Here is a 26,437-nt window from a genome sequence, read left to right as displayed (position 1 = left end):
TTTTCAGTTTTTAATCCAAATAAAAAACTTCCTTTAGATCTATCGAAACAGGACTGAAATCCGAATTTGTTTTCATTAAGGGCGCCATCGATTTCCACCATTTTCGGCAAACTTCTGTATCCGCCATCTTTCTCCATTTCTCTTCATCCTCTATTTCTAAATATGCAAAAAGCCTGCCTGTTTCTTCGTCTAGAAAAATGGAATAATGGTGGGCTCCATGAGCTTTGAGTGCTTCTGCCATCTCAGGCCAAATGTCATCATGCCGCTGTTTGTATTCTTCGTACTTGTCTTGATGGACAAACATGATACTGGCTTTTCTTTTCAAACTTTGTCACCTCTTCATTATTTAGATAACGCTTTCAAAACAGTTTGCTGAAATGACTGAATGATCGTGCTTCTGTCAATGTCTTTGGGTGTAAACACTTTGATCGGAAAGGAATTTCTGACGACTTGCCGGGCTTCTTTTACGTCTTTGACTTCTTTGTCAGCAATCATTTGCATCAGCAGATTTCCTATGGCGGTTGCCTCTACGGGCCCTGCGTATACCGCTTTTCCGCTCATGTCTGCCGTTAATTGATTTAACAAATCATTCCGGGCTCCGCCGCCGATAATATGAAACTGATCGATCGGTTTTTCTGTGATCGTTTCCAGTTCTTTGATGGCTATCGCATAGATGATGGCTAAATTGCTGTAGATGCAGCAGGCAAGTTCGCCTGCAGTGCGGGGAATCATTTGGCGGGTTTCTCTGCAATAATGTTGTATTTCCATTATCATGTTTTCTGGATTGAAGAAACATTTATGATTTAAGTTTATAAATTGCTGGAATGGTTCTGTTTTTTCGGCTTCTTCTGCAAGCTGCTGGAAAGAGTAATTTGCTTGTAACTGCTGTCTTACTTCTTGTATCACCCACATGCCGATAATGTTTTTGAGAAAGCGAATGGTGTTGTTTGCGCCGCGTTCATTTGTATAGTTGTTTTTCAAAGCCAGATCAGTAATTATCGGTGTTTTGTTTTCAACCCCGATTAACGACCATGTTCCGCTGCTGATATATGCCCAGCCATCACTTACACCAGGCGCCGCGATAATAGCCGAGGCCGTATCATGTGTTGCGACTGTCATCACCTTGCACGCCGGGAGATCATAATCCGGGAACCAGTCATTTCTTAGCTTCCCGAGCTCATACCCCGGTTCAGTCAACGGGGCAAATTGCTGTTCGTGAACAGACACGGCTTTAAGCAATTCAGGATCAAACTTTCCTGTTGAGACGTTTAAAAGCTGTGTTGTGGACGCATTCGTGATTTCTGTTACGGCTTTTCCGGTTAAACAATAGCCTAAATAATCAGGAACCATCACAATTTTATCTGTCTTTTTCAGCAGCTCACGGTCTTCTTCATACAATTGATAGATCGTGTTGAAAGGCTGAAATTGTATTCCTGTTTTTTGATAAATTTTAGCTTTCGAGAGGGTATGTTCCAGTTTGTCTATTGTATGATCTGTTCTTCTATCACGATAGGATATTGCTTCCCGCAACCGATTTCCTTTTTCGTCCAGTAAGACATAATCAACTGCCCAAGTATCAATGCCAACGGTGCAGTGTTCATATCCAAGCGTTTTTACTTTTTGCAGTCCTTGCAGGATTTGTTTTAGCAGATGATCAATATCCCAAAAGCAATGCCCGTCTCTTTGACTAAAACCGTTAGCAAATCTGTGAATCTCTTGTATGTCAAGCTTCCCTTCCTTCAGTTCACCTACCATGATTCTCCCGCTTGATGCGCCTATATCAATGGCAGTATAAATCATTCTTTCACCCTCTCTTCGGAAGAGGAACAGCTGTCACCTTCACCTTTTTATCCTCAAGAGCTTTTACCGATGCCGGATCAAGTCCAGAATCTGTAATAACGCGGCTGACATCTTGCAGCGAGGCGATATGTGAAAACTCGCGGTTCCCCCATTTGCTTGAATCGGCCATCAAAATGGTCTGGTCCGATCTTTCAATCATCCGTTTTTTGAGCAGCGCCTGCCACTCATTTGAGTCACTCATCCCGTTGTTTACATCAAATCCCTTACATGACAGAAAGGTTTTATTAACATGATAGGTTTCAAGTGAACGCTCTGCTAACGGGCCGGCAAATGATAATGATTTTTCCAGCAAAATGCCGCCTGTTGAAATGACTGATATGTTTTTTTTATTGCTGAGTTCAATGGCTGCTTTCATTGAGTTTGTAATCACGGTGAGCTCAATGTCAGGGAGTATTTTCGCCATGTACCAGGCGGTTGTGCTTGCATCGAGAATAATTCGGTCTCCGCTTTTTACATATTTGGCCGCTTCGTGAGCGATGGCTTTTTTTTCGATGACATTTGTGATTTCCCGTTCAGAAAAATGAATTTCTGATTCCTTCTGCTGAATACTGACCGCTCCTCCATGACTTCGGCTCAGTTTATGTTCTTTTTCAAGCTTCTCAAGATCACGCCGAATGGTTTCCTCTGTGACTGAAAATATGTCACTTAATTCTGCAACGCGGATGCTTGAACGCGAATTCACTATTTCCACTATTTTTTGCTGCCGTTCTGCTACTAGCATCAGTAACGCCCTTCCTCATATCGTAGTCCATCTTATATTTTTTATCATAGCATATTTCTAACGCGTAAAAGCAGCAGGGACGCCGCCGTCTACCGTGATCATGCAGCCCGTTGTTTTTTCGGCTTTAGAAGAAGCGAAAAATGCAATGGCTTCGGCAATATCCTCCGGGTAAATATTGACGAGCAATGTTGTCCGTTTCCGGTAATGTTCTTCCAGCTGATCCGGTTCAATCCCGTACGCCGCGGCTCGTTCCTCCCGCCAGTTTGAACCCCAGATTGCCGATCCTTGAAGAACCGCATCCGGCAAAACGGAGTTGACCCTAATCCCGAATTCTCCGCCTTCTGCAGCGATGCATCTTGCTAAATGGGTTTCAAGCGCCTTAACCGAGCTGTAGGCAGAGGCGTTTTTCCCCGCATAAACCGAATTTTTTGATCCGACAAATACCATGCTTCCGCCTCTATTTTGCTGTTTCATCTGTTTAAACGCTTCACGGGCTACAAGGAAATAGCCTGTTCCTAAAACATTCATATTAAGATTCCATTCTTTTAGACTTGTTTCGTCAAATGGGCTTGATGTGGCCAGCCCGGCATTATTGATGACGATATCAATGCCGCCGTATGCAAGCGCCGCTTGTTCAAAAGCTGACTGTACGTCTTTTTCCTTTGTCACATCCATTTTGACAGCCATTGCACGCCCTTCTCCGTACGCATCATTTATTTCCCCGGCAATTTTCTGTGCACCTTCTATATTCAGATCAGCTGCGATTACGTGTCCTCCCTCAGCTGCAAATCGGCGGCATGCTGCACTGCCGATTCCGCCAGCCCCTCCAGTTATCAGCGCTACTTTACGGGAAAATTCTGCTTCCGGCGGGGCCAGCGTAAGTTTATATAGTTCAAGCGGCCAATATTCGACATGGTAGGATTCATTCTCATTTAAAGAAACAAATTGCCCCAGAGCTGTTGCTCCTTTCATAACGGCGATGGCCCTCCGATATAAAGCCCCGCTTACTTTAGACATCGTATAACTTTTTCCTGTATTCACCATTCCGATTCCAGGAATCAATATCACCCGCGGAGCGGATTCAAAGATTTGATCCCCATCCTGCTGATTGCGTGTAAAGTAAGCCTGATACTCTGATGTAAAGCGCTCGATCCCTGACTTGATCAGATCCGCAAGCTTGTGAACATCTTGAGTTTCCGGATTCCAATCAATGTACAGCGGAACCCGTTTTGTGTGAACAAGGTGATCCGGGCATGCCGCACCGATTTGCGAAAGTGCTGGCGCTTGAACACTGTTTACAAATTCCAAGACATCGTCATGATCATCATAGGAAAGGATCTGTTTCTTTTCTTCACTTACAGTTCCTCTGATCACAGGCATGATCTCAGCCAATATTTGTTTTCTGTGCTCTTCCGGCAGCGGCTGATATCTTTTGCCTCCAAATACCTCATGCTGATTGATACGATCGTTAATATACTGCTCGGCTTCTTGAATGATGGATATCGTTTTTTGATAACATGTTTCAGACGTCTCTCCCCAAGTGACTAAGCCGTGTTTCTCCATTAATACAAGCTCGGCGTGGGGATTGTTTGCTACGCCTTCAGCGATCATTTTAGACAAAGTAAATCCAGGGCGGACGTATGGCACCCATACAAATCGGTTTCCGTAAATGTCTTCAGCGATTTGTTTTCCATTATCTGCACAGCATATGCTGATAATCGCATCTGGATGGGTATGGTCAACATGGTTGTATGGCAGAAAAGCGTGTAATAGCGTTTCAATTGAAGGGCGGGGATGTTTGCTGTCAATCATACAATGAGACAGGTAATCTACCATCTCTTCATCTGACATTTGCTCCCTTTCAATCAGCGGGCGGATATCATCTAATTTCAAACCGGTAAAGTTATGCGCTTTCATTGTTGCCAAATCCGAACCGCTTCCTTTTACCCACATGACTTCTATTTCACGGCCTCTAAAATCCTTTTCCGTTGTTTTCATAGATGTATTCCCCCCGCCCCAGTTGCAAACAGTGCGGTCTGATCCGATCAGATTGGACCTGTACACCAATTCCTCTACACCTTTAGGCAGCTTTGCAGCTCGGTCTGACTCCCACATATGCTTCACCATATTTGATATTCCTCCATACCCTTTTATTTGTATCCGTTTTCATTATATATGATCTTCGTTTGTTTTTGAATTGTTTTTGTTTATTTTTGTTTATTTTGTTTCCGACAAAAAAGAAAGCAGCAGAATATGCCGCTTTCTCGTTTCATTATGATTCAATTTTAAATTTTTTCGTAATGTCCTGAAGTTCTTCCGCCATGTTTGCCAACGTTTCCGCTGAAGAGCTGATTTCTTCCATGGACGCAAGCTGTTCTTCCGCCGAAGCTGCGATATCCTGAATACCTGCTGAGCTTTCTTTCGCCACTGCAGAAATGTCTTCAACAGCACTTGACACTTCCTGTGATCCGGCTGACAGTTGTTCAACCGTGGAGTTCAAGTTTTGCAATTCGCTGGAAATTTGGGTTGTCATCTCATAGATTTGTTTAAAGCTTTCCGCTGTTTGGTCGGTAATCTGCAAGCCTTCTTTCACTTCATGATTCACGGATTGGAACATTGAAAGTGAAGTGCTGATTTCTCTGACAATCTCTTGAATTAACCCTTCAATTTCCTTGGCGGAGTCTGCTGATTGTACAGCAAGTTTTCTAACCTCTTCCGCAACTACTGAGAAGCCTCTTCCGTATTCTCCCGCTCTTGCCGCCTCAATCGCAGCATTTAATGCCAGCAGGTTGGTTTGATCAGCGATGCCATTAATCACATTCAAGATGCTAGTGATGTCTTGCGATTTTGTTTCAAGGCCCTTCACAACCGCTTCCGCTTGTTGAACGGATTGGTCGATTGTTTTCATTTGGCCGACTGTGTGTTCCACCAGTTTCTCGCCGCTGCCCGCTGCCTCAGAGGACTGAATCGATGATTTCGTAATGGTTGAAGAGGCTTGTGCCACTTTTGAAATCCCGTGATTCATTTGAGAAAGGTGGTTTGAGCTCGTTTCCAGTTTCTCGCTTTGCGCCTCGTTGCCATCTGAGAACTGTTCGATGGCGAGTGTAATATGTTCAGTTGCCTTACTCGTTTGAGCCGCGCTTGCTGTCAGCTCCTCAGAAGATGAGGCGACGTTTTCGACAGACGTTTGAATAACGCCGATTACAGAACGCAATGATGCAGACATTTCATTAAAGCTCTCGCCAAGCTGGCCAAACTCGTTTTTCGAGTGAATATCAATGACTTCTGTGAGATCACCGCTGCTGATTTTTGCAGACGTTGAGACAAGTTTTCTTAATGGCTTGGTAATGGCACGAATAATATAGAGTATGAGTATGCCGCCGATTACAATAGACACGCATAGAATGATAACCGCAGTGTTCAGCACCGGGCTTGAAGCATCTTGCAATTCACTGACAAAATAAGTGCCCGCGATTTTCCAGCCAGTCAATTTATTTGTCGTAAAGGCCATTTTCTTTTCTTTGCCTTCGAATGTATATTCAAAGGAGCCGTCATTTTTGGAATATACTTGGTTTGTCCAATCGCCGGAGCCGGTTGTCCCAGGCTTAATCGTCGGATGGGCGATATATTTTTTGTTGCCTGTCGTAATAAATGCAAAGCCTTCTTTACCGATTTTGATTCTCTGTGATGCAGTAAGCACCTCATCCAGGTTTAAATCAAGCGCTATAACCCCTGACCCGTCTTTTAATTGTTTTGAAATTGTGACAACGATATTCCCTGTTGCTTCATCAGTATACGGCTCTGAGAAAACAGCCTGTCCTTTTTCCGCAACGGCCTGTTTGTACCAGTCACGTCCTGTCGGATCGAAGCCTTTCGGAACACCGCTGTCCGGATATTTGTAAAGCTTCTTATCTTCCGAAGCAGCATAGATTGCGCCTACATCGTCGTTAAGTGTCGTGTACTGCTTAAATTTCTCTTTCAGTAAGGTTTTGTTTTTGCCTAGCAATAGGTCTTTATCGATTGTCTCACTATAATAATCTATTGCTTTCACTTTATCCTCTAATTTATTTTGCAGCGTACTGTTTAGTTCTTCAACATTTCCCTTCGCACTGCTTATGAGCTCTCTGTCTAACGCGTTCCAAGCTGATTGATAACTGAAATATGCTAAAACCCCAACCGGCAAAATAAGCACTGCCAGAAACGCAGCGATTAGCGGTTTGCTGATCGATGGCTGTTTGATCCATTGTATGAATTTTCCCATTCTTGTTGACTCCTCCTTTAAGATAAAACTAATATCGTCAAACGAGGATAAAAGGTTTAATAAAAAAACTAAAAAAAACACCCAAGCGCAACAAGCTTGGGTGTTAAGGCTTATTATTCGATTTTGAATCGTTTGGTCATATCTCGAAGCTCTTCCGCCATAGACGAAAGGGTCTCTGCAGACGAGCTGATTTCTTCCATGGAAGCAAGCTGCTCTTCGGCTGACGCCGCGATATCTTGTATATGCGCTGAGCTTTCTTTTGAAATCGATGCAATGTGCTCAGACGCTCCCGAAACTTCCTCGGAGCTGGCAGAAAGCTGCTGAACCGTCGCACTCATATTTTGCAGTTCGCCGGCGATTTGGTTCGTCATTTCAGAAATGCGCTTAAAGCTCATTTCTGTTTTATCTGTGATGTCAAGTCCTGTCTGCACCTCTTGATTGACAGACTGGAACATGCCGAGAGATGTATTAATTTCCTTCACAATTTCGATGATTAATCCTTCAATCTCTTTTGCTGAATCTGCTGACTGTACTGCCAGTTTTCTTACTTCTTCCGCTACAACGGAGAAGCCGCGGCCGTACTCACCTGCACGGGCTGCTTCAATTGCTGCGTTTAATGCAAGCAGGTTCGTCTGGTCTGCGATGCCGTTAATCACACGCAAAATGTTTGTAATGTCTTTCGATTTCGTTTCCAATCCGCGTACGACTTGCTCCGCTTCTTTAACGGACTTGTCAATGACGTTCATTTGGCCGACGGTTTGGTGAACAAGCTTGCCGCCTTCACTTGCAATTTCTGTCGATTGAACAGATGAATCTGTGATGACTTCAGAAGCTTGAGCCATATTCGTCAACCCGTCATTCATTTGATAAATATGCTCTGCTGCCGTTTCAATATTTTCGTTTTGTTTTTCATTGCCGTTAGAAAATTGTTCAATCGCCAATGTAATATGCTCTGTTGCCTTGCTCGTTTGCGCAGCTGATGCAGTCAGCTCTTCAGAGGAAGCGGCAACATTGTCTACCGAATCCTGGATGGCGTGTATGAGAGAACGAAGTGACGACGCCATATTGTTAAAGCTTTTGCCGAGCTCGCCCAATTCATCTTTTGAACGAATATCAATGGTTTCCGTCAAATCTCCCTCGCTGATCCGCTTAGAGGAACCGACAAGCTGTTTCAGCGGTGTTGTAATCGACCGAATGATTAAAGTCATGACGATAATCCCTATGATAATAGCTGCGGCCAAGACAATTAAAGCAAGGTGAAGGACAGGCTGGGCTGCCTCGTGAATTTCGTCTAAATACATGGTGCCGCCGATCTTCCATCCCGTTAACTTGTTTGTGTCAAAGGCCATTTTTTTCTTATCGCCGTCCATGGTGTATTGAAAATCGCCTTTATCAGCGTTCAGCATCTTATTGAGCCAGTCGCCTTTTAATTCAGTTCCTGATTTTTCATTAGGATGAGCGACAACTTTTTTGTCCTTCGTCATGATAAATGCGTAGCCTTGTGTGCCGATGTTGACTTTTTTGGTTGTTTTCAACAGATTTTCAATGGTCATGTTGATTGCGATAACGCCTGAACCATCTTTTGTCTGCTGGGCGATTGTCACAACCATCGTATTTGTAGACGCGGTTTTATAAGGATCTGTTACAACGACTTTTCCTTTATTCGCAACCGCTTTTTTGTACCAGTCGCGTTCAACCGGATTGTAGTCGCTCGGCATCGGGAGATCCGGGTAACGGGTAAATCGCCCGTTTTCATCACTTGTATAAATGGACTCTACATCTTTATTAATGCTGATATATTGTGAGAATTTCTCTTCAATGCTTGCATTGCTTTTTGCTTTATATCTCTCTTTTGTCAGCCATTCGCTGAAGTAAGCAGCGCTGTTTTCTTTTTCACTGATGCTGGTGTTAATGATTTCGTTTAATTGCTGTACATTTTCTAATGCGCTCCCCATCATCTGTCTGTCGAGTGAGCTGCTAGCCGATTGATACGCAAAGATCGCCAATATGACAACCGGTATGATGAGGATCGACAGAAAGGAAACAAGGAGCTTCCGTGTAATTGATCTTTGTTTTATGAGTTGGAGTATTTTTTTCATCATTCATTTCTCCTTTTTTATGCTACCCTTCATATCGGCTGGAAATGGGTAAATATATACAGCAAAAAAGAAGAAATTTAACAAAAGTAACTAATTCCCCATAAATAAATAGTCTTTTAGACCTATTTTTTATCTACCTTAAATCGTTTTGTCAGATCACGGAGCTCTTCAGACATTCTTTCTAGCGTCAGTGCTGATGAACTGATCTCCTCCATGGATGCCAGCTGTTCCTCAGCTGAAGCGGAGAGATCTTGGATACCGTCCGAGCTTGCCTTAGAAATGGCTGTGATATCATTTGAAGCTGCGGAAATTTCTTGAGCTCCCGCCGACAGCTCCTCAACCGTCGCATTCATGTTTTGCAGCTCGGAAGCAATCTGATTGGTCATTTGCGATATATGTTTGAAGCTCTGCTTTGTTTCATCCGTCATGACAAGCCCTGTTTCAACTTCTTTGTTTACGGACTGAAGCACGTTCAATGATGTGTGAATTTCTTTTACTATTTCACTGATCAGCGATTCAATTTCTTTTGCGGAGTCAGCCGACTTTGTTAATGTTCACCATATGAAAAAACAGCGCCTTGATGAGCGCTGTTTTTCGGCTTTTACTCGATTTTAAATTGTTTCGTCAGATCGCGAAGCTCTTCTGCCATCTGCGCAAGAGTGGTCGCTGATGAACTGATCTCTTCCATGGAAGCAAGCTGTTCCTCAGCTGATGCGGCAATGTCCTGGATGCTTGCCGAGCTTTCTTTCGATACGTCTGCAATGCCGCTGACTGCTGCTGAAACATGCTGTGAACGGCCTGACAGCTGCTCGACGGTGGAATTCATCGTCTGCAGCTTGCCCGCGATCTCGTTTGTCATGCTGAAAATGCTCTGGAAGCTTTCTTTTGTATTGTCTGTGACAATAAGTCCTGATTGCACTTCCTGATTAACCTCTTTAAACATGTGAAGGGAGGTTTCAATTTCTGCGACGATTTCTTGGATCAGCTTTTCGATTTCTTTTGCTGAATCGGCTGATTGAACAGCCAGCTTGCGCACTTCCTCCGCTACGACAGAGAAACCGCGGCCTGACTCTCCGGCACGCGCCGCTTCAATAGCCGCGTTTAGTGCAAGCAAATTTGTTTGGTCAGCGATGCCGTTGATAACTCTCAAAATGCTTGTAATGTCTTTTGATTTCCCTTCTAAGCCTTTGACTACAGCTTCAGCCTGCTGAACAGATTGATTAATCGAGTTCATTTGGCCGACTGTCTGCTGCACAAACTTTTCACCTGTTCCGGCGATTTCCGTTGATTGGATAGACGCCTTTGTAATATATGACGATGTTTGTGAGACTTGCTGGAGTCCTTCATTCATTAAATTCAACTGATGAGAGCTGGATTCAACCTTTTCGCTTTGCTCTTCGTTTCCGTTTGAGAACTGCTCAATCGCCATCGTAATATGCTCGGTGGCTTTACTTGTCTGTCCGGCAGATGCGGTGAGCTGTTCGGAAGATGCGGCCACATTGTTCACCGAGTCCTGAATTGCGCTGATTAGAGAGCGGAGAGATTGTCCCATTTCGTTGAAGCTTTCCCCTAGCTCCCCTAGCTCATCCTTTGAATGAATTTCGATCGTTTCAGTCAGATCCCCTCTGCTGATCGTTTTCGATGATTGAACAAGACGTTTTAGCGGTTTTGTAATCGAACGAACGATAAACAGAATTAAAATCCCGCCTGCCACAATGGAAGCGATCAGCACGATCATGCCTGTTATCAGTACAGACTTTGAGGCATCCTTAATTTCATCCATATACATTGTGCCGGCTATTTTCCAACCAGTCAGTTCATTTGTAGTATAGGTCATCTTTTTATCTTCGTTATTAAGAGTGTACTTCAGTTCACCGCTGTCATTCGCATACATTTTGGCTACCCAGTCGCCTGACAGCTTTTCACCAGCTTTATGGTCCTTGTGGGCTACGTATGTTTTGTTTTTTGTTGCAATGAAAGCATAGCCTTCTTTTCCGACCTTGATTTGTTTCATCTGTTCTAACAATTTATCAATGGTAATATCCATGGCGACAACGCCAGATCCGTCCTTCAGCTCCTGTGCAATGGTAATGACCATGCTTCCGTCACTCGCAGCCACGTAAGGATCTGTCACGACAATTTCACCGCCGGCCTTCATCGCATCCTGGTACCAAGGGCGTTGTCTAGGGTCGTATCCGTCCGGCAATTTCTCTTTTGGCGCTTGTACGTAAGTGCCGTTATCTGCGCCTCCATAAATTCTGGCTACGCCTTGATTAATAGATACATATTGTGAAAATTTAGCTTTGATCTCTTCTTGATTCGATTTTCCTTTGAATGCGGATCTTTTAAGAGATTCACTGAAAAAGGTAACTGCTTTCGCTTTTTCTCCCAGATCATTTGTTACGGTTGTATTAAATGTATCGACACTGTTTTTCGCGTTCCCCATAATTTCCTGATCCAGCTTTCCGCTGGCGCTTCGGTAAGAACTAAATTCTAATATAAGAATAGGGATAATGAGAATCGCAATAAATGAGACGATTAATTTCTTTGAAATAGACGGTTTCTTAAGCCAATTGATAAAAGTCTTCATGTCCACTTGCTCCTTCAGGTTTGATACAGTATATATCGGCTGCTTAAAAAAGTTTTAAAATAAAAAATGGAAGAAGTTCTTTTTGGCAGTCTTCAGTCTTTTTAGCTTTCATTGCCCAAGCCCTTTGCATATCTTATAAAAAACAAGGGGGGCTAAACATGATTATTGTATCAGGACAATTGCTCCGTCCCCAGGATGTTGAAAACTGGCAGATTGATGAGCATCTGAATCCGCTCTTAAAAGAGATGATCGAGACGCCTGTTCAGTTTGATTATCATTCAATTGCTGAACTGATGTTTGAGCTTAAACTGCGGATGAATATTGTAGCAGCGGCAAAGACGCTGCACAAAAGCGGGGCGAAGTTTGCCACTTTTTTAAAAACATACGGGAATACAACGTATTGGAGGGTTTCACCGGAGGGCGCCTTGGAGCTGAAATACAGAATGCCGCCTTCAAAAGCGATTCGGGACATTGCAGAGAACGGCCCGTTTTATGCGTTTGAATGCGCAACCGCAATCGTTATCATTTATTACTTGGCCTTAATCGATACAATCGGAGAAGATAAATTCAATGCCAGCTTTGACAGAATTATTTTATATGACTGGCATTATGAGAAATTGCCGATATATACGGAAACAGGACACCACTTTTTCCTTGGAGATTGTTTGTATTTTAAGAATCCTGAATTTGATCCGCAAAAGGCGCAATGGAGAGGCGAAAATGTGATTTTACTGGGGGAAGATAAATATTTTGCCCATGGTCTTGGAATCTTAAACGGAAAGCAAATTATTGATAAGCTGAATTCTTTTAGGAAAAAAGGAGCCTTACAGTCAGCCTACCTTCTGTCTCAGGCGACCAGACTGGATGTTCCGTCTCTTTTCCGCATCGTCCGCTAAAAAGCCCCATCGCCTATTTTCGGGACGATGGGGTTTCAAATGCCTTTCGTTTGCGATAGAAAGGGGCTGTGCCAAAATATTGGTTCGCAGCCCACTCCATTTTTTCAAGGTCATTTCTTGTCACGATTGGGTCTAAGCTGCTCCATTTGATAAAGCGGACAAAATAGTAGCCTTTGATAGGAGCCATTGTAACTTTTGAGTGAGGCCAGCCTTCAAATACAAACTCAATTTTCCCTCTTTTTTTATAAGAGTATTGAAGAATGTTCATATTTGTCACCTCAGATTTATCAAGTTACATTCGCCTGGATTTGTTATTTTGAGATGTCGGGACTGAGATATTCGATTGTCAAGCGCGCCTTCATTACGTGAGACAGGCCCTCCGGCTTTTGGTTTATGTCAGCGAAAATGTTTCGTCTTAAAAACAACGTGCTACCCCATGATTTTGATATAGCATGTCCGGGTTCGCGGGCCGTCAAATTCGCAGAAATAAATGCCTTGCCACGTTCCAAGAATGAGCCGGCCGTTTTCCACTATGACATGCTGTGAAGCTCCGACCGTACTCGACTTCATGTGTGCAGCTGTATTGCCCTCCATGTGGCGGTCCAGCTCATGTTCCCACGGATAAACCTCATCAAACCTTCTGAGCATATCTTTTTTGACGTCCGGGTCGGCATTTTCATTAATTGTAATGCCCGCCGTCGTATGCGGACAGTAAATCAGCGCTGCGCCGCTCGTTACACCTGTTTCTTGAAGAAACGCATCCACCTCACGGGTGATATCAATCATTTCATCTCGTTTGGTCGTTTTGACTTGCAGTGTTTTCAGCATTTGTTTCTCCTTTCGTTTGTCCGCTCTCATCGCTTAATTCGTTCTGTGTTCTTTTTTTTCCTGTTAAACCGCTCTCATAAACCCGTTAAAACAAAAAAACTCCAGTCTAAGGCTGGAGTTTAGCACCATAGATATATTCTTGCCTCATACGGCTTTAAGAGTGCTGATGTCATATGCTTGTGCGGCTCTGTTTCAATATTTGACAAGACGAGTGCATCTGATGACAATGGCAATCCAGAGTGCCTGAACAACGCCGGGGTTCCTGTCAGATTGGCCGCAATCAGTGCAGTATGGCTCTCGTTTTTCCGAAGATATGCAAAGATTTGCTGATCTTCCGGTAAAATGAGCTTGTATGTCCCGTTAATAAAAACATCATATGTTTGGCGTAGCTTGATCAAGCTTTTGTAAAAATGGTAAACGGATGTTTTATCGTTTTTTTGCGCCTCGGCATTCAGCCATTTGTAATTCTCATTGACTCCGATCCACGGTTTGGCCTCAGAAAATCCGGCGTATGGATCAGCATTCCATTGCATCGGCGTTCGTGAATTGTCTCTTCCCTTTTTCCAGACAACCTTCATCGCATCCTCGTGTGTTGTGCCCCTCGCTGTTTTTGTTTCATACAGGCGTTTCATTGCGACATCATCATAGTCCTCAATAGACGGAAATGCCACGTTCGTCATCCCGAGTTCCTGTCCTTGATAAATAAACGGTGTGCCTTTCATGAGAAAATAAACAGCAGCCAGCGCTTTTGCACTTTCTTTCAGGTACACTCCGTCGTCTCCCCACACAGAAACTGAACGGGGCTGGTCGTGATTCTCCATAAACAAAGCATTCCAGCCAATTCCTTCAAGACTGTCCTGCCAGTCAGTTAAAATTCGTTTAAATGAGGCGATATCAATGCTTTCATCGATCTCTACATCCCACAGGCCAAGATGCTCAAATTGAAAAATCATGTTGAATATGCCGTTTTTTTCTCCAGCCCAATCAGCGGCTTCCTTTGCAGCGACGCCGTTTGCCTCGCCGACCGTCATAATCGGATAGCGGGAAAATGTGCTTTCCTTCAGCTCTGTTAACAAATCCATAATGCCGTCAGCATTCATATGATAAGGAAAGGAAGGAACATAGTCCAGACCCGTTGGATTCGGCATGTCGGGAAGCCCTTCTTTTTTCTTAATATGCGTAATGGCATCCACCCGAAATCCGTCAATTCCTTTATCAAGCCACCAATTGATCATGTCATAAACGGCATTCCTCACCTTTTCATTTTCCCAATTCAAATCAGGCTGTTTTTTATCAAAAAGATGAAGATAGTACTGGTCTGTCTTTTGATCATACTCCCAAGCCGGCCCGCCGAAAATGCTTTCCCAATTGTTCGGTGCTTTTCCGTTTTTGCCGTCTTTCCAAATATACCAGTCGCGCTTTTCCGAGTGTATAGATGAACGGGATTCTATGAACCATGGATGTTCGTCGCTTGTATGGTTCACAACGAGATCCATAATCAGCTTCATGCCCAGATCATGAATGTCATCAAGAAGCTCGTCAAAATCTGCCATGGTGCCAAAATCGCTTAATATGTTTTGATAATCCCTAATATCATAGCCATTATCGGCATTCGGTGAATCATACAGGGGGCAAATCCAAAGGACGTCAGCGCCCAGCTCTTTTATGTACGGAAGCTTAGATCTGATTCCTTGAATATCCCCGATTCCGTCGCCATTTGAATCTTTAAAACTGCGGGGGTAAATTTGGTAAACAACCGCTTCCTTCCACCATGCCTTTTTCATACAGCCACTCCTTCCCAGTGTCCATCTTATATATCCTATGTAGAAAAAAGGCTTTACAGCATTGCTTTTTAAGAAATGACTTGATGACACAAAAAACAGCCGTTTGTTCCCCGGCTGTTTTTTATCAAAAATCAGTTTTTTTAATTTCTACAAAACGGATGTGATGATCTTCGGCGTCGAGGATTTTAAATTCACAGCCTTCCGCGTGTATGATGTCCCCTGCTTTCAGCTCCATTTTTTGCGTTAGGAGCCAGCCTGCAATCGTATCAATCTCTTCATTTTCAATCGCAATGTCGAGCAGATCATTTACTTCGTCTATTAACGCCTTTCCATCCATCACATAATGATGCTCGCCCTTTTTCAGGATGTGCGGTGTTTCATCCTGATCATACTCATCGCGGATTTCCCCGACGATTTCCTCGATAATATCCTCGACAGTGACAAGCCCTGCCGTTCCCCCGTATTCATCGACGAGAATCGCCATATGAATCCGCTCTTTTTGCATGCGGATTAACAGCTGCTGAACAGGAATGCTTTCAATGACCCTGATAACGGGCCTCATGATTTGCTCCAGCTTTATCGGCTGGCCGAGAAAATAAGCTTTAAACATATCTTTGCTGTTGATGATCCCTAAAATATGATCCTTGTCATCTTTGATGACAGGGTAGCGTGTATACCGTTCATTAATGATGTGATGAATTGCCTCTTCAAGCGACTGCTCCAGAGAGATAACCGCAATTTCTGTCCGCGGAATCATAATCTCTCTCGCTACCCGGTTGTCAAATTCAAAAATCTTATTTACATAGCGGAATTCAGACTGATTGATTTCTCCCTTTTCATAGCTTTCTGAAAGGATCAGTCTTAGTTCCTCCTCGCTGATGACAACCTCATGCTCCTTTACTGAATGAAAGCCAAACAATTTCACAAGAAAGCTTGCAGAGCCGTTTAATGCCTTAATAAACGGGTAGGTGATTTTATAAAACCAGATCAGCGGCTTTGCAATCCATAAGCTTACAGCTTCAGCTTTTTGAATAGAAACCGTTTTCGGAGCTAGCTCCCCCATCACCACATGCAAAAAAGTGACGATAATAAATGCAACTACAAATGTGACGATGTGATTAAACGGTTCCGGCATGCCTGTCATTGTAAATAAGGGATGAAGAAAACGTTCAAATGTCGGTTCACCAAGCCACCCAAGGCCGAGTGCTGTAATCGTAATCCCGAGCTGGCAGGCTGATAAATACTCGTCAAGATTGGAGATGATTTTATGTGCGGCCAGCGCCCGGCTGTCACCGCTTTCGATGAGCTGATTGATTTTTGAACCTCTGATTTTGACGATCGCAAATTCCGCTGCAACGAAAACAGCCGTAATGCCAATCAAAACAAAAATGGCGATCAATTGTAAAATAAGCAAAAAAAGCCCTTACCATAAATGGTAAGGGGCCACCTCCTTAACGTTAATTCTCATCACGACCGTTTAAGAAGATCATCACAAAACGAAGAAGTTCAAACAGGGAAACCAGGGCGGCGGCCACATACGTTAAGGCAGCAGCGCTCAGCACTTTATTTACCCCATTTTCTTCATTATTTCGGATGAATCCTTCTGACACAATAATCTGCTTCGCGCGTGAGCTTGCATTGAATTCGACAGGCAATGTAATCAGCTGGAAAAAGACAGCCGCTGAAAATAATATGATGCCAAGCCCGATCAAATTCAGGCTTCCGAGAAGCATGCCTCCTAAGAAAAGCAAAGGAGCTACACCGGATGCAAAATTCACGACTGGGAAGATTTTATGTCTTATCACAAGCGCACCATATGACTCCTGATGCTGCAAGGCATGTCCGACTTCATGGGAAGCTACGGATATGGCGGAAATTGAGCGGCCGTAATAGACCGGCTCAGATAAACGCACCACCCGTCTTGTCGGGTCGTAATGGTCTGTTAAAGTGCCTCTTACCGGTTCGACCGGCACGTCGTAAAGACCGTTTATATCTAAAATCCGTCTTGCTGTTTCTGCCCCTGTACGTCCGCTTGAGGCTTCCACTTTTGAATATTTTTCAAAGTTGCTCTTCACTTTAAATTGTGCCCAAAACGACAATCCCAATGCGGCTATTGTTAAAAATATAAACAGCATTTTTCATCATCCTTTTTCCATGATCATTTCTCTATTACGATTATTTTAATGAGTTTTCTTTCCCGTGTACAGAAATGCGCTTTTTCTTCCGGCTCGGAGCACACAATCCAATCAGCAAAAAGAACAGGCCTGCTGAAAACAAATAAAAGGCGAAACTGCCGGCCAGTTCCTTCAGAAAATGAAGCCAGGAGAAGCTGCCGGAAAAGTGATTATATGAGTTTAAATCGAAAATAAACAAAATCACCGCGGATGCCGCCAGCTGCGTACCGATCAAAACCACGATCGTTCTCTGGAAGATCGTCATCTTTTTCATCCTTTTTGTTTTAGTTTATGAAGAAATCCGGTTTTATATGTTTTGTACATTTTTTGAAAAACATCACCGGAAGTGGGACATACTGTTAGAAAAAAGCACGGGTGTGATGGAAGTTATGAAAGTGACGAGTGAGGAAAGGGAACAGCTAAGCACAGCAATCGACCGAATGAATGAAGGATTGGACGTGTTTATTCAGCTGTATAATGAATCAGAAATTGATGAGCCGCTTATTCAGCTTGATGACGATACAGCCGAGTTAATGAAGCAGGCCCGAGATATGTACGGCCAGGAAAAGCTAAATGAGAAATTAAATACAATCATTAAACAAATTTTATCCATTTCAGTATCTGAAGAAGGAGAAAAAGAATGAAATCAAATCGGATATTTATTTCATGGCTCAGGTGGCCGTTATTTATCCGAATCGGTGTTATTATTTTATGTCTGATTCTTTTGTTTGGCCAAATCATTTATATACTTGAGCCGAAGCAGTTTACTTCGGTATTTGAAGGCATTTGGTGGGCTGTCGTTACGGTTTCGACAGTCGGTTATGGAGACTATGTTCCGCACACGCCGCTGGGTCAGGCAGCTGGAATTCTGCTGATTTTGAGCGGAGCAAGCTTTGTCACTGCATATTTCGCAACGTTATCAGCGGCCGCATTCAGCAGGCAGCACCGCTACATCGAAGGAAAAGTTGCTTACAAAGGCCGGGGCCACATCATTCTGATCGGGTGGAATGAAAAAACAAACCGGCTTTTGAAGGATCTTCAGCTTGCGGCCCCTTCCAAAACAGTCGTGCTAATCGATGAATCTTTAACAGAAGGCCCGCTTATTGAAAACGTCCATTTCATACGCGGGCATGCTGCCGATGATGAAACACTGAAACGGGCCAATATTGCTGAAGCGGAATCAGTGATGATTACAGCTGATCAGTATAAAAGTGAAACTGAAGCAGATATGCTGTCAGTGCTGACTCTTTTATCTGTGAAAGGGCTTAATCCCCTTGCTTACTGCATCGTCGAGATTTTGACTGACCGTTTTGTCACCAATGCGGAGCGGGCAGGCGCAAACCAAATCATCGGAACGTCAGAATTTATCAGCCGGGCGATGCTGCAGCATTACCAAGTCAAATTACGGCCGTCGAAACAGCAGAACGGAATCAAGTTGACACTTGACCAGCATGTAGAGCTTCTTGCTGTTCCTGACGAACTAAAGGGAGCGGCTTACAAAACCTGTGTTCTTTATTTCCTTGATCACAACACAACAATTATAGGCATACAAAAAGAGGAGGGGCCGATAATTTCCCCTCCTCTTACATACAAGGTACTCGAAACAGACCAATTCCTTGCCATCTAATGCAGCAGAACATCCTCCAATTCTTTCACGAGAGAGGCGCCAATATCCAAAAATGCCGGATCAATTTCCGCGTCCCGCCTTTCCGGTTCGGAAAATTGATTAAACAGTGATTGGAAAGGCCCTCCCTCGGCTTGATCATCAACATCCGTCTGAAACACCTGTCTCAGCATAAACGGCGTTCCGACCCGGACGGCCGCCCCGCGTTCATCGAGACTGCCCTGTACCGCATTGACAGGGATTCTTAAAAATAAATAGCCGTCCCTATCATCAATTTTATAATCAAAGTAGCCATGATCGTATTCCCAGCCGCCGTTTATCACATAACCGAGCGGCTTCATCACTTGTTCCAGTTCTTGGAGCAGAAAAGACTGCCCATCTATCGCGGAAGGTATTGGTATCATCAAAATGCCCCTTTTTCACTTATCCTGTCCTGCCGAACAAGACTTCATTCAGAGATACACTACATGGAAAGCGTTGTTTCTTTCGCGCGTCCAACAGAAAAGAAAGCGCATTCAATTAAGAAGTAAACAGCCATTGCAACTGCAAGCCATGCAGCTGAATCCCAAGACACATAAACAACCGTTGCATAGAGTCCTAATTTAGTGAAAAGAGTATGGGTTCGTTTTAAATGCAAAATCCGATGTACCGCATCGGTAAAAAGGGCAAGCGGCAAACCAATGAGAAGAAAGGCGTGGATCAAAAAATGTGACAGCGTGCCGCCAAAGCTTGAAGAAAACCCTGTATACACAGCATCAAAGGAGATAAGGAAACTTAAAACAGCTGCAGAAAAACCGGCAATGATGAGATGTTTAACCACTTGTTTCATGAACATCAGCACCTTTCTGATTTTATAAAAAGCCGACCGGCAAATGCCAGTCAGCTTTCTCACATTAATCTTCCAGACGTTTTTCAAGCTCTGCTTTTTTCTCTTCAAAGCCAGGTTTGCCGAGTAACGCAAACATATTGACTTTATACGCTTCTACTCCAGGCTGGTCAAACGGATTGACGCCAAGGAGGTAACCGCTCATCGCGCAGGCTTTTTCGAAGAAATATACAAGGTATCCAAAAGTATATGCATTCAGCTCAGGAATGTTAACGATTAAGTTCGGAACATTTCCATCTGTATGGGCAAGCATCGTGCCTTGGAATGCTTTTTTGTTAACGAAATCAACCGTTTTACCGGCTAAATAGTTCAAGCCGTCAAGATCGTTATCCGCTTCCTCAATTGTCAGTTCATGTTTAGGTTTCTCTACGTTCAGCACTGTTTCGAATAAATCTCTGCGGCCTTCTTGTACATACTGGCCTAAAGAATGAAGGTCTGTTGAATAGTTAGCTGAAGAAGGATAAATGCCCTTCTCATCTTTCCCTTCACTTTCTCCGAACAGCTGCTTCCACCATTCCGCAAAATATTGAAGCGCTGGTTCGTAGTTGATGAGCATTTCGATCGTTTTGCCCTTGTTATAAAGGACATTGCGAACAACCGCATATTGGTATGCTGGGTTATCTTCCAGTTCGGATGTTGCAAAATCTTTGCTCGCATCCAAGGCGCCTTTCATCATGTCATCAATGTTGACGCCGCTGACAGCAATCGGCAAGAGGCCTACAGCTGTTAAGACTGAATAACGGCCGCCGACATCGTCAGGGATAACGAATGATTCGAAGCCTTCTTCGTTAGAAAGCGTTTTTAATGCGCCACGCTCTTTATCTGTTGTTGCATAAATCCGTGCTTTCGCTTCTTCTTTACCGTATTTCTCTTCAAGAAGCTTGCGGAAAATACGGAAAGCGATTGCAGGTTCAGTCGTCGTACCTGATTTAGAAATGACATTAATAGAGAAGTCAACATCTTCAAGAAGATCCATGACGTCTCTCATATAAGACGAACTAATGTTGTTTCCGATAAAAATGACTTGCGGATTGCCGCGTTTTGCTTTTGGCAAAGTGTTATAAAACGCGTGATTCAGCGCTTCAATCGCTGCCCGCGCCCCAAGGTAAGAACCGCCGATGCCGACAACAAGCAAGACATCAGAGTCAGATTTGATTTTTTCCGCGCTTTTTTTGATGCGCGCGAATTCTTCTTTATCATAATGTTCAGGGAGGTCCACCCAGCCTAGAAAATCGCTGCCCGCGCCTGTTTTTTCATGGATATTATGGTGTGCAGTTTTTACAAAGTCCCGCAGGTATGTAAGTTCATGTTCGTTGAAGAAAGTCAACGCTTTTGAGTAGTCAAAGCGTACATGCGTCATTGCTTGTCCCTCCATAACGGTATAATGTTTTCATCTTTCACTTTATATGAACTTATCTGTGAAATCAAGTCAAGAAGAAAGGCGGAATGACTGGATTCCGCCCTTTGGGGTTATAGAGACGCGCGAAGGATGGCAAGCACGTCATCTTTGTTCAGTTTTTGGAAGTTGCCGAAGCCGCCGTGTTCCATTTCTTTAGCTGCGATATCAGCAATTAGCTCAAGCTTTTCTTCTCCAATATTGTAATCAGCAAGACGGGAAGGCGCGCCGAGGCTTGTCCAGAACGCAGACAGTTTATCGATTCCTTCAAGCGCAATTTCTTTATCTGTTTTGCCTTCCGTATCAATGTCAAACATGTTGAGCATGAGGTTTTTGAAGCGGCCTACGTTTGTATCAAGCGTATATCTCATCCAGTTCGGGAACAGTATCGCCAAACCGCCCGCATGCGGAATATCATAGACAGCTGAAACGGCGTGTTCCATTGTATGAGAAGCCCAGTCACCAAAGTAGCCCATTTGGAGCGTGCCGTTTAAAGCGATTGTACCTGCATACAAAATCGTTTCACGAAGCTCGTAGTTTTCCAGATCTTCAAGAAGCTTAGGAGCTGTTTCGATGACCGTCTGTAAAACAGCAAAGCACATTCTATCCTGAAGTGGCGTGTTTTCAACATTATGGAAGTATTGTTCGAATACGTGGCTCATCATGTCAACCATGCCGTATACTGTTTGATTTTCTGGAACGGTGAACGTATTTTCAGGGTCTAAAATAGAGAAACGCGGATGAGTCACATTGCTGCCCCATACAAATTTCTCGTTTGTTTCCCAGTTTGTAATCACGGAATCAGGGTTCATTTCAGAGCCTGTTGCAGCAAGAGTTAAAACAGTGCCAAACGGCAGCGCATCCTCCGCTGTTACTTTTTTGCTGAAAATATCCCAAGCGTCGCCATCGTATTTGACGCCCGCTGCGATGGCCTTTGTACAGTCAATGACACTGCCTCCGCCGACAGCAAGCAGAAAATCAATGTCATGCTCTCTGCAAAGGCCTATGCCTTTTTCCACTGTTGCAAGACGCGGGTTCGGCTCTACACCTGACAGCTCATGAACAACAGCGCCCTCTTCTTTTAAAATGCCGGTGACTTGATCATAAAGGCCGTTTCGCTTAATGCTGCCGCCCCCGTAAACAAGCAGTACATGCTTGCCGTATCGTTTTAATTCTTTTCTTAACTGTTCAAGCTGACCTTTTCCAAAAATCAGCTTTGTCGGATTATAATAAGTGAAATTTTCCATAGTAAAACCTCCAAATGATGCTCGTAAAAAACAGATCTTCCATTGTAACATAAGTTGACAAAAAGAAAAAGGGAAGCAGCCAAACGGCTATTTCCCCTTTTTTTATAGAGATGCTTTCAAAATTGACAGCACATCTTCTTTGTTGAGTGATTTAAATTGGCCGAATGTACCGTTAGCCATTGCCTTGTCAGCAATTGTGTCAAGCTGCTCATCATTAATATCATAATCAGCAAGACGGTTCGGAGCGCCAAGGCTTGTCCAGAATTCGGACAGCTTATCGATACCTTCACGTGCGATTTCTTCATCTGTTTTACCTGCTTCTTCAACATCAAACACGCGAACTGCAAGCTGTTTCATGCGGGCAGGGTTTTCAGACAATGTGTGTCTCATCCAGTTCGGGAACAGAATCGCCAGTCCGCCGGCATGCGGAATATCATAAACGGCTGATACTGCATGTTCAATATTATGAGTAGCCCAATCTCCTCTAGCACCCATAGAAAGCATGCCGTTTAATGCGATTGTTCCTGTGTACAGAATCGTCTCACGCAATTCGTAATTTTCGAGGTCATTGATCAGCTTAGGCGCTGTTTCAATAACTGTACGAAGAAGTGATTCACACATGCGGTCCTGATACGGCGTGTTTGATACATGATGGAAGTATTGTTCGAATACATGGCTCATCATGTCAACCATCCCGTAGATCGTGTGGTTTTTAGGCACAGTGAATGTATTCACCGGATCAAGAATCGAGAATTTAGGGAATACGAGCGGGCTTCCCCAGCCGTATTTTTCTTTTGTTTCCCAGTTTGTAATAACAGAGCCTGAGTTCATTTCAGAACCAGTCGCAGCGAGAGTCAATACCGTTCCGAATGGCAAAGCATCTTTTGGCTGATGTTTTTTCGTGACGATATCCCACGCATCACCATCATACTTTGCTCCTGCGGCAATCGCTTTTGTACAGTCGATGACGCTTCCGCCTCCGACAGCCAGTAAGAAATCAATGTTGTGTTCTTTACAGATGGCAACACCCTTATTAACAGTCGACACACGCGGATTCGGTTCCACACCTGCTAATTCATGCACGGTCGCTCCGGCTTTATTCAGCTGTTCAATCACTTGATCATACAGGCCGCTGCGTTTAATGCTGCCGCCTCCGTAAACAAGCAATACGTTTTTTCCGTAAGATTTGAGTTCCTCCGGAAGTCTTTCCACTTCGCCGCGCCCGAAAATTAATTTGGTCGGATTCCAGTATGTAAAGTTTTGCATGACATCTCCTCCTTAGATTTTTTATTATGCAGAATGTCCTCACCACATGTAAAGCAATCAGCTCTCGCCTCTCAGCATATCAGATGGTTTTATCTTGCAAGACGCTGGGAAAGAAGCTGATATAAGCGAGGGCAGGCCAGTTTCCCCTCATATGGAGAATGCATGTATAGATTCTCCAATATGTCACAATCTATAACTGTTTTAATAATTCATGGAGGAGGTTGCAAAACATGAGTACCATTCAGAGAATTTGTCTTGTATTAACCATCATTGGCGCTATTAACTGGGGACTGATCGGATTTTTCCAATTTGATTTAGTAGCGGCTATTTTCGGCGGCCAAGGGTCAGCCCTTTCCCGAATCATTTACGGACTTGTCGGAATCGCCGGCTTAATCAACCTCGGTCTGCTATTTAAGCCAAATGAGGAAAGATCACGTGAAGAAGCAGCAAATCCTGAAATGCGATAGGATATCAATACGCTGAAATAGGATTTTGCATGAAAGCAAAAGCACCGAACATTCCTGTCCGGTGCTTTTTTCTTGCTTATTTTTTGATAAGATCTTTGCGGTTGGACATTTCGATCCACTCTTCAAGCTTATCTTTTAATGTGTTGAAACCTTGTGGAGTAGAAGCTTCTTCGCTTACTTGCGCAGCTTTAGGTTTTCTTGGTTTGCTTTCTTTTTTCTCAGGCGCAGCTTGTGTCGCACGAATTGAAAGGCTGATTTTGCCTTTTTCTTCATCAACAGCAAGTACCTTTACTTGTACTTCGTCGCCAACTGAAAGGTGCTCGTTGATATCTTTTACGAAACCGTGAGTCACTTCAGAAATGTGTACTAAACCTTGAGTTTCTTCATCTAATGCAACAAACGCACCATACGCTTGTAATCCTGTAACTTTACCAGTGTAAACACTGCCCACTTCAAATTTTGCTGCCATTCATAACAACTCCTAAGTTAAATTAAATATCTGTTTATACGCAATTTAAAATTATATCACACATGTCTTATTTTCGCAAAGAAATCTTTTTATAAAAAAATCAGGTTTATGCACGGCAAAAAGGGGGTAAACTGAAAATACCAAAGGCTTTCTAGTATTCCCCCCTTTTATTGGATGCGAACAAAAGGTTCGTATCTTTTTTTATGTTGTTTTGTGCAGGAAGCGTTTCATTCTGACTAACGCTTCTTGAAGCTGTTCAATCGAGGTTGCGTATGAACAGCGGATATATCCTTCACCGCTCGGGCCAAACACACTTCCAGGAACAACTGCCACTTTTTCCTGCGTAAGTAGCTCCTCGGCAAACTGTTCTGAGCTCATTCCTGTGCTTTTAATAGATGGAAAAGCATAGAAAGCGCCGCCCGGATGATGGCAGCTGAGACCGATTTCATTGAGAGATTCTACAAACAGGTTCCGTCTTCTTCGATAGCTTTTTTTCATTTTTTCTACGTCTTCCATGCCGTTCTTCAGGCCTTCAAGGGCGGCAAACTGCGCCATTGCGGGCGCGCACATCATCGCATATTGATGAATTTTAAGCATTGCATCCCTAAGCATGGATGGTGCTGCAGCAAAACCGAGCCTCCAGCCCGTCATTGCAAATGCTTTTGAAAAGCCTGAAATGACTACCGTCCGTTCCTTCATTCCCGGTAATGCCGCTATACTTGTAAATTCCTCATCATATGTCAACTCCGCGTAGATCTCGTCGGCTAAGACGATGACATCATGTTTTTTGGCAAACTCAGCAATCGCATTCAGCTCTTCCTTCGAGTAAACCGAGCCTGTCGGATTCGATGGTGAGCAGATGAGAATGGCCTTTGTTTTTTCAGTGACTGCCGCTTCAAAATCAGCAGCCGTTGCTTTAAATCCTTTGTCTGCCGTTGTATGAACGTGAACCGGGATGCCGCCTGCCAAAGAAACTAGCGCATCGTACGCCACAAAACACGGCTCAGGAATGATGACTTCCTCACCTGGATTCACAATGGCGCGGATCGCAATATCCAAAGCCTGACTTGCCCCCACTGTCACGATCAGCTCATTATCTGGCGAGTAGCTAAGATCAAACCTGTTGCTCAAATAACGGCTGATTTCCTCCCGCAATGAGTATAAACCCGCATTGGCCGTGTATGACGTATATCCTTGTTCAAGAGAGAGAATGCTTGCTTCGCGGACATTCCACGCAGTAACAAAATCAGGCTCGCCGACGCCTAAAGAAATGACGCCTTCCATCGTTGCCGCCAAATCAAAGAATTTGCGGATGCCGGATGGTTTTATTTGTTGTACATAGTCTGATAAATACGAAGTCATTTACGGTGACACCACGATTCTTTTGTCGTCGTCTCCTGTTTCAAACACTTTGCCGTCATGCTTGTATTTTTTCAGGATAAAATGGGTTGTGGTAGATACAACTGAATCAAGCGTTGACAGTTTATCCGAAACAAAACGCGCTACGTCAGACATCGAATTGCCGCGAATCACGACAGACAAATCGTACACGCCTGACATCAGGTAAACTGATTCAACCTCTTGGAATCGGTAAATCCGTTCCGCCACTTCATCAAAACCGACTCCCCGCTTCGGCGTTACTTTGACGTCAATCATGGCCGTAACGCCCTCATGTCCGTCTACTTTTCGCCAGTCAATCATAGCGGAATAATCGATAATAACCTTTTCTTTCTCCAGTTTGTCAATAATCGTTTTTACTTCATTTACAGGGATGCCCGCCATCTTTGCAATGGTTTCTAAATCGGCGCGGCTGTTTTCGTCTAAAATTTCTAATATTTCTGTTTCTTTTTCTGTCAACTTCATTTGATT

25 protein-coding genes and 3 pseudogenes are annotated in these 26,437 nt (G+C 43.7%); 4 read left to right on the top strand and 24 right to left on the bottom strand.

Translation table 11 applies throughout. The features are described from left to right. Window positions 1–10 precede the first annotated feature (10 nt). The 9 genes and pseudogenes from rhaM to mcpB all read right to left on the bottom strand — a co-directional run bounded on the left by rhaM (window position 11) and on the right by mcpB (window position 11,531). On the bottom strand, window positions 11–325 hold the full coding sequence (rhaM, locus tag BLL41_RS19715) for an L-rhamnose mutarotase (RefSeq protein ID WP_071579144.1): 315 nt from the start codon (window positions 323–325) through the stop codon (window positions 11–13). Window positions 326–342: 17 nt separating this feature from the next. Next, window positions 343–1,800 carry a rhamnulokinase gene (gene rhaB, locus BLL41_RS19710; protein ID WP_071579143.1) on the bottom strand — a complete coding sequence of 486 codons (1,458 nt, stop codon included), beginning with the start codon at window positions 1,798–1,800 and terminating at the stop codon, window positions 343–345. Window positions 1,801–1,804: 4 nt separating this feature from the next. After that, window positions 1,805–2,581, bottom strand: coding sequence for a rhamnose catabolism operon transcriptional regulator RhaR (rhaR, locus tag BLL41_RS19705; protein WP_071579142.1), 777 nt, complete (start codon window positions 2,579–2,581; stop codon window positions 1,805–1,807). 57 nt (window positions 2,582–2,638) lie between these two features. Next, window positions 2,639–4,708 carry a bifunctional aldolase/short-chain dehydrogenase gene (locus BLL41_RS19700; protein ID WP_071579141.1) on the bottom strand — a complete coding sequence of 690 codons (2,070 nt, stop codon included), beginning with the start codon at window positions 4,706–4,708 and terminating at the stop codon, window positions 2,639–2,641. 145 nt (window positions 4,709–4,853) lie between these two features. Beyond that, entirely contained in the window at window positions 4,854–6,842 is a 1,989-nt protein-coding gene (locus BLL41_RS19690) for a methyl-accepting chemotaxis protein (protein WP_071579140.1), read from the bottom strand. Between the two features lie 113 nt (window positions 6,843–6,955). Further along, window positions 6,956–7,906, bottom strand: a complete 951-nt coding sequence (locus tag BLL41_RS23365; RefSeq protein WP_369877620.1) for a methyl-accepting chemotaxis protein — start codon at window positions 7,904–7,906, stop codon at window positions 6,956–6,958. After that, window positions 7,901–8,797 (bottom strand): annotated as a pseudogene (locus BLL41_RS23360) (cache domain-containing protein); the annotation flags it as partial. The pseudogene BLL41_RS23360 and the gene BLL41_RS23365, both read right to left, overlap by 6 nt. Before the next feature lie 266 nt (window positions 8,798–9,063). Then, a pseudogene (locus tag BLL41_RS19680) lies at window positions 9,064–9,486 on the bottom strand (methyl-accepting chemotaxis protein); the annotation flags it as partial. Window positions 9,487–9,542: 56 nt separating this feature from the next. Further along, window positions 9,543–11,531, bottom strand: a complete 1,989-nt coding sequence (gene mcpB, locus BLL41_RS19675) for a methyl-accepting chemotaxis protein McpB (protein WP_071579137.1) — start codon at window positions 11,529–11,531, stop codon at window positions 9,543–9,545. 158 nt (window positions 11,532–11,689) lie between these two features. Between mcpB and BLL41_RS19670 the strand changes: the two genes are divergently transcribed. Next, a complete protein-coding gene (locus BLL41_RS19670; RefSeq protein WP_071579136.1) occupies window positions 11,690–12,427 on the top strand; it encodes a protein-glutamine gamma-glutamyltransferase in 738 nt (245 codons plus the stop codon). 13 nt (window positions 12,428–12,440) lie between these two features. Here the strand turns inward: BLL41_RS19670 and BLL41_RS19665 are convergent, their stop codons facing one another. The 7 genes and pseudogenes from BLL41_RS19665 to BLL41_RS19640 all read right to left on the bottom strand — a co-directional run bounded on the left by BLL41_RS19665 (window position 12,441) and on the right by BLL41_RS19640 (window position 17,478). Further along, a complete protein-coding gene (locus BLL41_RS19665; protein WP_003242211.1) occupies window positions 12,441–12,695 on the bottom strand; it encodes a hypothetical protein in 255 nt (84 codons plus the stop codon). A 161-nt stretch (window positions 12,696–12,856) separates the two neighbouring features. Continuing rightward, on the bottom strand, window positions 12,857–13,255 hold the full coding sequence (locus BLL41_RS19660) for a secondary thiamine-phosphate synthase enzyme YjbQ (RefSeq protein ID WP_071579135.1): 399 nt from the start codon (window positions 13,253–13,255) through the stop codon (window positions 12,857–12,859). After that, window positions 13,215–13,340 (bottom strand): annotated as a pseudogene (locus BLL41_RS22730) (hypothetical protein); the annotation flags it as partial. The gene BLL41_RS19660 and the pseudogene BLL41_RS22730, both read right to left, overlap by 41 nt. A gap of 34 nt (window positions 13,341–13,374) precedes the next feature. Further along, window positions 13,375–15,039: a glycoside hydrolase family 13 protein gene (locus BLL41_RS19655; protein ID WP_071579134.1), complete on the bottom strand. Its 1,665-nt coding sequence runs from the start codon at window positions 15,037–15,039 to the stop codon at window positions 13,375–13,377. Between the two features lie 124 nt (window positions 15,040–15,163). After that, entirely contained in the window at window positions 15,164–16,453 is a 1,290-nt protein-coding gene (locus BLL41_RS19650) for a hemolysin family protein (protein ID WP_071579133.1), read from the bottom strand. Window positions 16,454–16,496: 43 nt separating this feature from the next. Continuing rightward, window positions 16,497–17,174, bottom strand: a complete 678-nt coding sequence (locus BLL41_RS19645) for a zinc metallopeptidase (protein WP_014477803.1) — start codon at window positions 17,172–17,174, stop codon at window positions 16,497–16,499. 40 nt (window positions 17,175–17,214) lie between these two features. Beyond that, on the bottom strand, window positions 17,215–17,478 hold the full coding sequence (locus BLL41_RS19640) for a YuzI family membrane protein (RefSeq protein ID WP_015483620.1): 264 nt from the start codon (window positions 17,476–17,478) through the stop codon (window positions 17,215–17,217). Between the two features lie 46 nt (window positions 17,479–17,524). Here BLL41_RS19640 and mstX point away from each other — a divergent pair, with 46 nt between their 5' ends. Next, window positions 17,525–17,857 (top strand): biofilm formation protein MstX, encoded by a 333-nt coding sequence (mstX, locus tag BLL41_RS19635; protein WP_071579132.1) that lies wholly within the window; start codon window positions 17,525–17,527, stop codon window positions 17,855–17,857. Next, entirely contained in the window at window positions 17,854–18,840 is a 987-nt protein-coding gene (kbfO, locus tag BLL41_RS19630; protein ID WP_071579131.1) for a potassium channel protein KbfO, read from the top strand. Before mstX ends, kbfO begins: the two co-directional genes overlap by 4 nt. Here kbfO and BLL41_RS19625 read toward each other — a convergent pair. The 5 genes from BLL41_RS19625 to BLL41_RS19605 form a co-directional block, all read right to left on the bottom strand. Continuing rightward, window positions 18,837–19,241 (bottom strand): YugN-like family protein, encoded by a 405-nt coding sequence (locus tag BLL41_RS19625; RefSeq protein ID WP_071579130.1) that lies wholly within the window; start codon window positions 19,239–19,241, stop codon window positions 18,837–18,839. The two genes, kbfO and BLL41_RS19625, sit on opposite strands and share 4 nt — an antisense overlap. Before the next feature lie 59 nt (window positions 19,242–19,300). Then, window positions 19,301–19,672: a hypothetical protein gene (locus tag BLL41_RS19620; RefSeq protein ID WP_083428083.1), complete on the bottom strand. Its 372-nt coding sequence runs from the start codon at window positions 19,670–19,672 to the stop codon at window positions 19,301–19,303. Between the two features lie 58 nt (window positions 19,673–19,730). After that, window positions 19,731–21,083 (bottom strand): glucose-6-phosphate isomerase, encoded by a 1,353-nt coding sequence (locus BLL41_RS19615; RefSeq protein WP_003243401.1) that lies wholly within the window; start codon window positions 21,081–21,083, stop codon window positions 19,731–19,733. Between the two features lie 110 nt (window positions 21,084–21,193). Continuing rightward, window positions 21,194–22,366 carry an iron-containing alcohol dehydrogenase gene (locus BLL41_RS19610; protein ID WP_071579128.1) on the bottom strand — a complete coding sequence of 391 codons (1,173 nt, stop codon included), beginning with the start codon at window positions 22,364–22,366 and terminating at the stop codon, window positions 21,194–21,196. Window positions 22,367–22,468: 102 nt separating this feature from the next. After that, on the bottom strand, window positions 22,469–23,632 hold the full coding sequence (locus BLL41_RS19605) for an iron-containing alcohol dehydrogenase (protein ID WP_071579127.1): 1,164 nt from the start codon (window positions 23,630–23,632) through the stop codon (window positions 22,469–22,471). A 230-nt stretch (window positions 23,633–23,862) separates the two neighbouring features. On the opposite strand from BLL41_RS19605, the gene BLL41_RS19600 reads away from it, so the two are divergent. Beyond that, window positions 23,863–24,099 (top strand): DUF378 domain-containing protein, encoded by a 237-nt coding sequence (locus tag BLL41_RS19600; RefSeq protein ID WP_003220771.1) that lies wholly within the window; start codon window positions 23,863–23,865, stop codon window positions 24,097–24,099. A 76-nt stretch (window positions 24,100–24,175) separates the two neighbouring features. Here the strand turns inward: BLL41_RS19600 and yugI are convergent, their stop codons facing one another. From yugI to BLL41_RS19585, 3 genes are all read right to left on the bottom strand, one after another. Continuing rightward, window positions 24,176–24,568, bottom strand: a complete 393-nt coding sequence (yugI, locus tag BLL41_RS19595) for a S1 domain-containing post-transcriptional regulator GSP13 (protein WP_003228864.1) — start codon at window positions 24,566–24,568, stop codon at window positions 24,176–24,178. Window positions 24,569–24,769: 201 nt separating this feature from the next. Further along, window positions 24,770–25,930 (bottom strand): aminotransferase, encoded by a 1,161-nt coding sequence (locus tag BLL41_RS19590; RefSeq protein ID WP_071579126.1) that lies wholly within the window; start codon window positions 25,928–25,930, stop codon window positions 24,770–24,772. Continuing rightward, window positions 25,931–26,431 carry an Lrp/AsnC family transcriptional regulator gene (locus tag BLL41_RS19585; RefSeq protein ID WP_009968070.1) on the bottom strand — a complete coding sequence of 167 codons (501 nt, stop codon included), beginning with the start codon at window positions 26,429–26,431 and terminating at the stop codon, window positions 25,931–25,933. Between the last annotated feature and the right edge of the window lie 6 nt (window positions 26,432–26,437).

The organism is Bacillus sp. FMQ74, from assembly GCF_001875785.1.
Taxonomy (GTDB): Bacteria; Bacillota; Bacilli; order Bacillales; family Bacillaceae; genus Bacillus; species Bacillus stercoris.
This window is presented reverse-complemented; position numbering and strand designations above follow the sequence as displayed.